At 47.1% G+C, this 7,895-nt stretch carries 7 protein-coding genes; all 7 read left to right on the forward strand.

The features are described 5' to 3' along the window. The first annotated feature begins 225 nt into the window (after window positions 1-225). A complete protein-coding gene (locus tag IM319_RS11635) occupies window positions 226-1,713 on the forward strand; it encodes a type I restriction-modification system subunit M (RefSeq protein ID WP_287735707.1) in 1,488 nt (495 codons plus the stop codon). A gap of 3 nt (window positions 1,714-1,716) precedes the next feature. Then, a complete protein-coding gene (locus tag IM319_RS11640; RefSeq protein WP_287735708.1) occupies window positions 1,717-2,109 on the forward strand; it encodes a helix-turn-helix domain-containing protein in 393 nt (130 codons plus the stop codon). Continuing rightward, complete coding sequence (locus tag IM319_RS11645) at window positions 2,106-2,429, forward strand: nucleotidyltransferase domain-containing protein (protein WP_287735709.1); 324 nt, start codon at window positions 2,106-2,108, stop codon at window positions 2,427-2,429. Before IM319_RS11640 ends, IM319_RS11645 begins: the two co-directional genes overlap by 4 nt. Next, window positions 2,426-2,728: a nucleotidyltransferase family protein gene (locus IM319_RS11650; RefSeq protein ID WP_287735710.1), complete on the forward strand. Its 303-nt coding sequence runs from the start codon at window positions 2,426-2,428 to the stop codon at window positions 2,726-2,728. Before IM319_RS11645 ends, IM319_RS11650 begins: the two co-directional genes overlap by 4 nt. A 159-nt stretch (window positions 2,729-2,887) precedes the next feature. Next, a complete protein-coding gene (locus IM319_RS11655) occupies window positions 2,888-4,093 on the forward strand; it encodes a restriction endonuclease subunit S (RefSeq protein WP_287735711.1) in 1,206 nt (401 codons plus the stop codon). Between the two features lie 228 nt (window positions 4,094-4,321). Next, window positions 4,322-7,744 (forward strand): DEAD/DEAH box helicase family protein, encoded by a 3,423-nt coding sequence (locus IM319_RS11660; RefSeq protein ID WP_287735712.1) that lies wholly within the window; start codon window positions 4,322-4,324, stop codon window positions 7,742-7,744. A 31-nt stretch (window positions 7,745-7,775) separates the two neighbouring features. Beyond that, window positions 7,776-7,895 (forward strand): DUF2887 domain-containing protein (locus IM319_RS11665; protein WP_287633213.1); only part of this gene is annotated, 120 nt, incomplete at its 3' end.

Consider the following 7,895-nt stretch of genomic DNA (forward strand, 5'->3'; position numbering starts at 1 on the left):
GTCAACTACCTAATTTTCAGGGAAAAAGTACCTGAATTTTCCCCCTGATCACTCCCATGCCTGGTACTTTTTGATTGACAAAAAGTCTAAAAGTCTTACCCAACAAGGTTTTTAGATTTATTCAGCAGACCCTACTTAAGTACCTAATAGCATTTTTCACCCTGAAACATCGATTTTTAGTACAATATTACTGCAATATTAAAAGCAGCAAACGAGTAAACAGCGATGATCACCGGCGAATTAAAATCCAAAATAGATAAACTTTGGACAACCTTCTGGAATAACGGCATTAGTAACCCGCTTTCGGTAATCGAGCAGATTTCCTATTTACTCTTTATCAAGCGCCTAGATGACCTAGAACTGGCTAAAGAGCGCAAAGCCCAACGATTAGGCGAAAAACTGGAAAATCCCACCTTTACCCCCAGCCAACAGCATATCCGTTGGTCGCACTTCAAAAATCTCGATGATGCCGAGACAATGCTCCAGATTGTCCGGGATGAAGCGTTTCCCTTTATCAAAGATCTGGGGCAATTCTCCAAGGGTAGCACCTACGCCAAACACATGAGAGACGCGGTGTTTCTCATCGCCTCCCCGGCGCTGCTGGCCACGGTAATCGAGCAAATCGAAAAAATCCCGATGGAGGATCGCGACACCAAGGGCGACCTTTACGAGTATATGCTCTCAAAACTGAGTACAGCCGGGACTAACGGACAGTTCCGCACGCCGCGCCATATTATCAAATTGATGGTGGAGTTATTAGCACCCGGACTGAGGGAGGTTATCTGTGATCCGGCCTGTGGCACAGGAGGCTTTTTAGTAGCGGCTGCCGAGTATGTGCGGGAGTTAAAGGACAGCGAGGGGGGACGATTGCTCCATGAACGCGGCAACCTAGAGCATTTCAATAACCAAATGTTCCACGGTTTTGATTTCGATGCGACGATGTTACGCATTGGCAGTATGAACCTGATGTTACACGGTATCGAGCAGCCGATTATCGAGGCCCGGGATTCCCTCTCGGAGGATCACGCCGGGGTAGAGGATAGTTTTACCATGATTCTGGCTAATCCACCGTTTAAGGGTTCGGTGGAGAAATCTACTATTGCCAAGGATTTATCGAAAATCATCGACACCACTAAAACCGAGTTATTATTCATGGCCCTGTTTTTGCGGTTGCTGAAGACGGGGGGAAAAGGCGCGGTAATTGTGCCGGATGGGGTGCTATTTGGCTCGTCCAAGGCCCACAGGGACATCCGCACCATCTTGGTGGAAGAACATAAGCTAGAGGGGGTGATATCGATGCCGTCGGGGGTGTTTAAACCTTACGCGGGGGTATCTACCGCGATTCTCATCTTTACGAAGCTGGGGGTAAAAGAAAAGGGGACTGACTTCGTTTGGTTTTATGACATGATGGCGGATGGTTTCTCTCTCGATGATAAACGCCAACCGATTGCCGATAATGATATCCCGGATTTGCTGCGCTGTTGGCATAATCGCGACTCCGCTCAGGACACCAACCGCAAAGCGAAGGCGTTTTTTGTGCCTCGCGAGGAGATTCAAGCCAATGCTTATGATCTATCAATTAACCGCTATAAAGAGATAGAGTACGAGGAAGTGAGCTATGAGCCTCCAAAGGTGATTTTACAGAAGTTAAGGGCTTTAGAGGCTGATATTCGTCAGGATTTGGACGCATTAGAGGAGATGTTAGGAGATTAGGAGATGAAAAATCTACAGCCATTAGACCTACATCCTCTCAAAACCGAATCCGAGTATGAGGCCGCTTTACTGGAGATTGAGTCGCTTCTGGAAGTACCTCCGGGGACACCGGAAGCAGCGCGCTTAGATTTGCTTGCCACACTGGTTGATGCCTATGAACAGGAACATTTTCCCATCGCTCTACCGGATCCTATCGAAGCGATTCGGTTTTATCTAGAGAGCCGAGGATTAGACGCTCAGGTTCTGATACCTATTCTCGGCGATCAGGAACAGGTAAATCAAGTATTAAACCGCCAACAGCCCCTATCGCTGGAGATGATTCGGCAACTGCATCAAATCTGCAATATTTCGGCAGAGGTGCTAATTCAGTCCTACGCACTGGAGGGGGTGTTATGAAAAATCTACAGCTAGAGGTTATTCTGCGGGAGATAAAAGATTATTTCCATCTGCTCTATCAAAACCAATTACCGAAAATCGTCCTTTACGGTTCCCAAGCACGGGAAGATGGACGGGAAGATTCTGATATCGATCTTTTGGTCATTCTTTCTGGTGTGGTGGATCCCTATCAGGAAATTGACCGCACGAGTGAATTTATCGCTAGGCTTTGCCTTGATTATAATGTGGTTGTTTCCCGTCATTTTATCTCTGCGGCAAAGTTCCAGAGCGGAGATAATCCATTTCTTGACAACATACGACGGGAAGGGGTTACGCTATGACAGTGACGACAAAGCAACAGGTAATTAGTCTGCTAGAGCAAAATCAAGGGGAATTACGGCGATTGGGAGTTAGTCGCTGTGGTTTGTTCGGATCTTTTCGGACAGAGCAGACGACAGAGAAAAGCGATGTGGATATTTTGGTGGTGTTTCAACCCGGGATGAAAACGTTTAATAATTTTATGGATTTATGTTTCTTTTTGGAGGAGTTGTTTAGTAGGAGTGTGGATCTGGTTACACCTGAGTCATTGAGTCCTTTTTTTGGACAACGAATTCTCGATGAGGTGGAATATGTCCTTTAAAAATATGCCGGTAGGGTGGGTTAGACGGCAACAATCTAGGCGTTAAAGTCAATCTAACAATCCGTCGTAACCCACCGTTTTAGTCCACCGAAAGGATGTTTGATTTATGTTTGAAAATAAGATTGATCAGGTTTTACAAGCGTTAAAGGAGATGTTGGGATGAAAGTTGCGGGCATAGTAATTGAGCTTCCAAAAACATGGCAATGGGCTAATTGCTCAGAAGTTATAGATGTCCGCGATGGAACGCATGAAACTCCCAAATATGTATCTGAGGGTTATCCACTCGTCACTTCTAAAAACTTAAAACCTGATGGGATAGACTTTTCGACGATCTCATATATTTCTGAGAAAGATCATCTTGAAATTAGCAAAAGATCAAGGGTAGATCGTAATGACATACTCTTTGCCATGATTGGGACAATTGGCAATCCAGTTCTGGTTGATATAGATACAGAATTCTCGATTAAAAATGTAGCATTATTCAAATTTGCGAACAGTCCTATTGATCCTCGATATTTTAGATATCTTCTCAAAACTCGAATAATAGAGCGACAACTTGATTTTGAAGAAAGAGGGGGAACTCAAAAGTTCGTATCGCTAAAAGTCTTGCGGAATATGAAGATTCCTTATCCACCCCTCGAAGAACAGCGAAGAATTGCGGCAATTTTAGATAAAGCGGATGGGGTGCGACGCAAGCGCAAAGAGGCGATTCGGTTGACTGAGGAGTTGTTAAAATCGACTTTTCTAGAGATGTTCGGTGATCCCGTTACTAATCCGAAAGGGTGGGAGATAAAGAAACTAGAGGAAGTCACCACTAAAATCACCGATGGTGTTCACTCTCGACCAAATTATACTGAGCAAGGAGTCCCTTTTATTTCTGTTAAAGATATTACGACGGGCGAATTAAAGTTTGATGATTGCAAGTTCATCAGCGAAGAAGATCACAAAAAATATAAGAAAAGATGTAACCCCGATATGGGCGATATTTTATACACAAAGGTCGGGGCAACATATGGTCGTCCAGCCCTTGTGAATGTAAAGAGTGAATTTTCACTATATGTGAGCGTTTGCCTTATTAAACCCCAAAGAGATTTGATTTTTCCCGAATTTCTGAAAGAAGCATTGGCTACACCAGCACTTAAAAGTCAAGCAGATCGATCTATTAAAGGTATTGGAGTTCCTGATTTGCATCTCAATATGATAAAAGATTTTATTGTTCCAGTGCCTCCCATCTATAAACAAAAAGAATTTTTAGAAATAGCCTCCAAAATACAGTTTTCAAAAGAAAGTTTAACATCTTGTTCTCAAGAATCCGAAAATCTCTTCAACTCCCTTTTACAACGCGCCTTTCGCGGGGAACTGTAGCCATGGCATCCCGTAGATTACTGCCATAATCTTGTGGGAAATGCCATTAAAAAAGACCGTTGGACAATTAACTAAGATTCCTATCATCTCACACTGTCAAGAGGGAAAAACCTAGATAAAATAACCGAACTTGCTGTTTTTTTATATAACTGTTAAACAATAACCAAGTAAAATATAGAGATAGCCAAAACTTTGGGGATAATAGACTTATAGACTGGGGAGCGCAATATGGTGTCAAACTTCTCCTTCCTGCGAGATCAATTCCCGACAATCTACGATCATGCCAGCCAAGCGGAGGGATTAGTCTTCAGTAACCCCCGGGCCAGTTGCTTCTATACCCGTTTTGTCCTAGAACAAATGGTCTGCTGGCTCTATGAAAACGACCCCTACCTGCAACCGCCCCGGGACAATAGCCTAGGCGCTCTCATCCACGAGCAAACCTTTAAAGATAACCTTAAACCAGGACTTTTCGGCAAAATTCGCACCATCCACAAAGTCGGCAATAGCGCCGCTCACCATGGCGGACAAATCAGCGATCGCGACTCCCTGCACCTGATCGAGGAACTCTTTCATATCACCTACTGGCTGGTGCGGTTTTACGGGCAGAATGGGCGAGAATTGGGCGATATTAGCTTCGATCGCCAGAAAATTCCCAGTTTCGCCGTCCCCAGTCAAAAAGAACTGCAAGACCTAGAAAAACGCCTTTCCCAAAGCGATACCCTGCGCCAAATTGCAGAGGCCAAACAGTGCCAAACCGAGGCCGAACTCGCGGCCGCTAGGGCCGAACGGGATGCCCTCCTCGCCCAAAATAATGCGATCGCCGATAACCACGACTACAACGAAGCCGACACCCGCCATTATCTGATCGATGTACTACTCAAAGAAGCCGGCTGGGATACCAAAGCCCCCAACGCCACAGAGTTGGAGGTGTGGGGGATGCCCATCCAAAAAGCGGGGGATACCGGGCGCGGTTTCGTCGATTATGTACTATGGGGTGACGACGGTAAACCTCTCGCCCTCGTGGAGGCAAAACGCACCAGCAAAAGCCCCAACAGCGGCCAACAACAGGCCAAACTATACGCCGACTGCTTAGAAAAAAACTACGGCCAGCGCCCCGTTATTTTCTACAGTAACGGGCCAGAAACCTATCTCTGGGATGATCATACCTATCCCCCCCGCCCCGTCCTCGGTTTCCTGGGAAAAACCGAGCTAGAACGGCTAATTTTCCGCCGTTCCCACCGTAAACCCCTCAGCACTAGCCAAATTAACGAGGATATCGTCGGCCGTCCCTACCAGAAAGAGGCCATCCGTCGCATCACTGAAACCTTTGAAGAAAAGCGCGGCCGTAAATGCCTACTGGTCATGGCCACGGGAACCGGTAAAACCCGAACTGCAATCGCATTGGTGGAACTGCTCAAGAGCGCCAATTGGGTAAACCGAGTCCTGTTTCTGGCCGATCGCAATGCCCTATTAAAGCAAGCATACCGCGCCTTTCAGCGTCATCTACCCAGCGTTACCGTCCTGGATCTGACCCGTAGCAAGGACGTGACGGGGGCTAACGTCATCCTCTCCACCTATCAAACCATACTCAACGCCATCGATCGCATGGATGCAAATGGACGAATGTTTGGGGTGGGGTATTTTGACCTCGTGATCGTCGATGAGGCTCATCGCTCTATTTATCGCAAATACGGCGAAATCTTCCATTATTTCGATGCTCTGCTGGTGGGACTAACTGCCACACCACGCTCGGAAGTAGATCGCGATACCTACCGCATTTTCGAGCTACAGCAGGGGGTTCCTACCTTCGCCTACGAGTTAGAGGATGCAGTTAAGGATGGCCATCTTGTACCTCCCAAGGGTGTTACTGTGCCGTTTAAATTCCTGCGTACCGGGGTTAAATACAGCGATCTAACCCCGGAGGAGCAGCTAGACTACGAGGAGAAGTTCCGGGACGAGGAAAGCGGCGAACTACCGCGGGAAATTAACGCAGCTGCCCTTAATCAATGGTTATTTAATATCGACACCGTGGATCAAGCGTTAAGAATTTTGATGCAACGGGGGCTAAAGGTCAACAGTGGCGATCGATTGGGTAAAACGATTATTTTTGCCCGTAATCACCGGCACGCCCAATTTATCTGCGATCGCTTTAATAGTAACTATCCTCACTACAAAGGTCATTTTGCCAAAATTATTGACAGTCACGACAATTACGCCCAGAGTCTCCTAGACGACTTTAGCAAGGTCAATAAAGAACCAATTATCGCCGTCTCGGTGGATCTGCTCGATACCGGCGTAGATGTGCCAGAAGTGGTCAATTTGGTGTTTTTTAAGCCCGTATTCTCCCGGGTGAAGTTTAACCAGATGATCGGGCGCGGGACTCGTCTCTGTCAGGATTTGTTCGGCCCTGGCAACCATAAAACCGAGTTTCTGGTCTTCGACCTCTGCGGGAATTTCGAGTATTTCCAGCAGGATATCGATGAAACAAGGGAGAAAATACCCGAAAGCCTCACCAGTCGCCTAGTTAAACATCGCCTCGAGTTGGCTACCCGCCTCGCTCCCTGCAAGCAAAGCGCAACCCCTAGAGCGAGAGAGCAGTCCTCTACTTACAAAGTCGATCGATCCAGCGACCTATACACGAGTTTGCTCGATGCACTCCATCAACACATCGCCACCATGCCCCGGGATAATTTTCTGGTGCGTCGTCGCTTGCCGCAGGTGAAGACCTTTAGTCAGCGCCAGCGTTGGAACAACCTGAGTCAGGAGGACGTGGCCACTATTGCCGACTCCTTAGCCGGTTTACCCAATGGTTTGCCCAATGAGGATCCCCTAGCCAAGGAATTCGACCTTCTTTGTTTGCAACTGCAATTAGCCATTCTCAAGGCATCCGGTAGCTATGAGCGATTGCGGGACAAAGTGCGCGATCTTCTCGTTCAACTGGAGACTAAGCCCGATATACCGATGATTAAGGGGCAATTAGCCTTTATTCGCGAGGTGCAAGCCGAAAGCTGGTGGACCGGAGCAACGCCGTTAATGGTGGAAGGGATTCGGGTACGCGTCCGGGATCTGGTCAAGTTTATCGATCGCCAAAAGCAGCAGAGCGTGATTACCGATTTTGTCGATGAGATGGGGGAGGTGCAGATTGTCGATATTCCCACCCATCAGACCGGTTTTAGTCGCGAACAGTATCGCCGGAAAGTCGAGTCCTATATCCGTCAGCATCAGGATCACCTTGCGATCGCTAAGTTGCGGCGCAATATCCCCCTAACGGACAGGGATTTATCTGCCCTAGAGGAGATGCTATTTTCGGCCGCAGAAATTGAGAGCCGTCAGCGTTTTGAGGAGGTCTTTGGCCGGACGAAAAGCCTCAAGCTCCTGATCCGGGAAATCGTCGGACTCGATCGCCAAGCGGCTAAACAAGCTTTTGGCCGTTATTTGCAGGGGACAAACTTCTCGGCCAATCAAATCCGTTTTATCGAAAATATCATCGATATCCTCACTAAAAACGGAGTTATGAATCCGGGGGCGCTCTACGAGCCTCCCTTTACCGATAACCATCCCGAAGGGCTAGATGGGATGTTTAATGATCGGGAAGCTGATCGGATCGTCTCGATTCTGCGATCGTTTAATGAGTCCGTTGATGCGGTCTAAGAGCAAGCGCGTACTGCTATAAAATAAGAGCATGAAAACTGACACGATTTTTTATCAACTCTTTCAATCTTTCCCCTCTATCTTCTTTGAATTAATTCAACTCCCTATCAACGAAGCCAATAACTACCGCTTTGACTCAGTGGAAGTCAAA

This window comes from Microcystis sp. M113S1, assembly GCF_020246945.1.
GTDB lineage: Bacteria > Cyanobacteriota > Cyanobacteriia > Cyanobacteriales > Microcystaceae > Microcystis.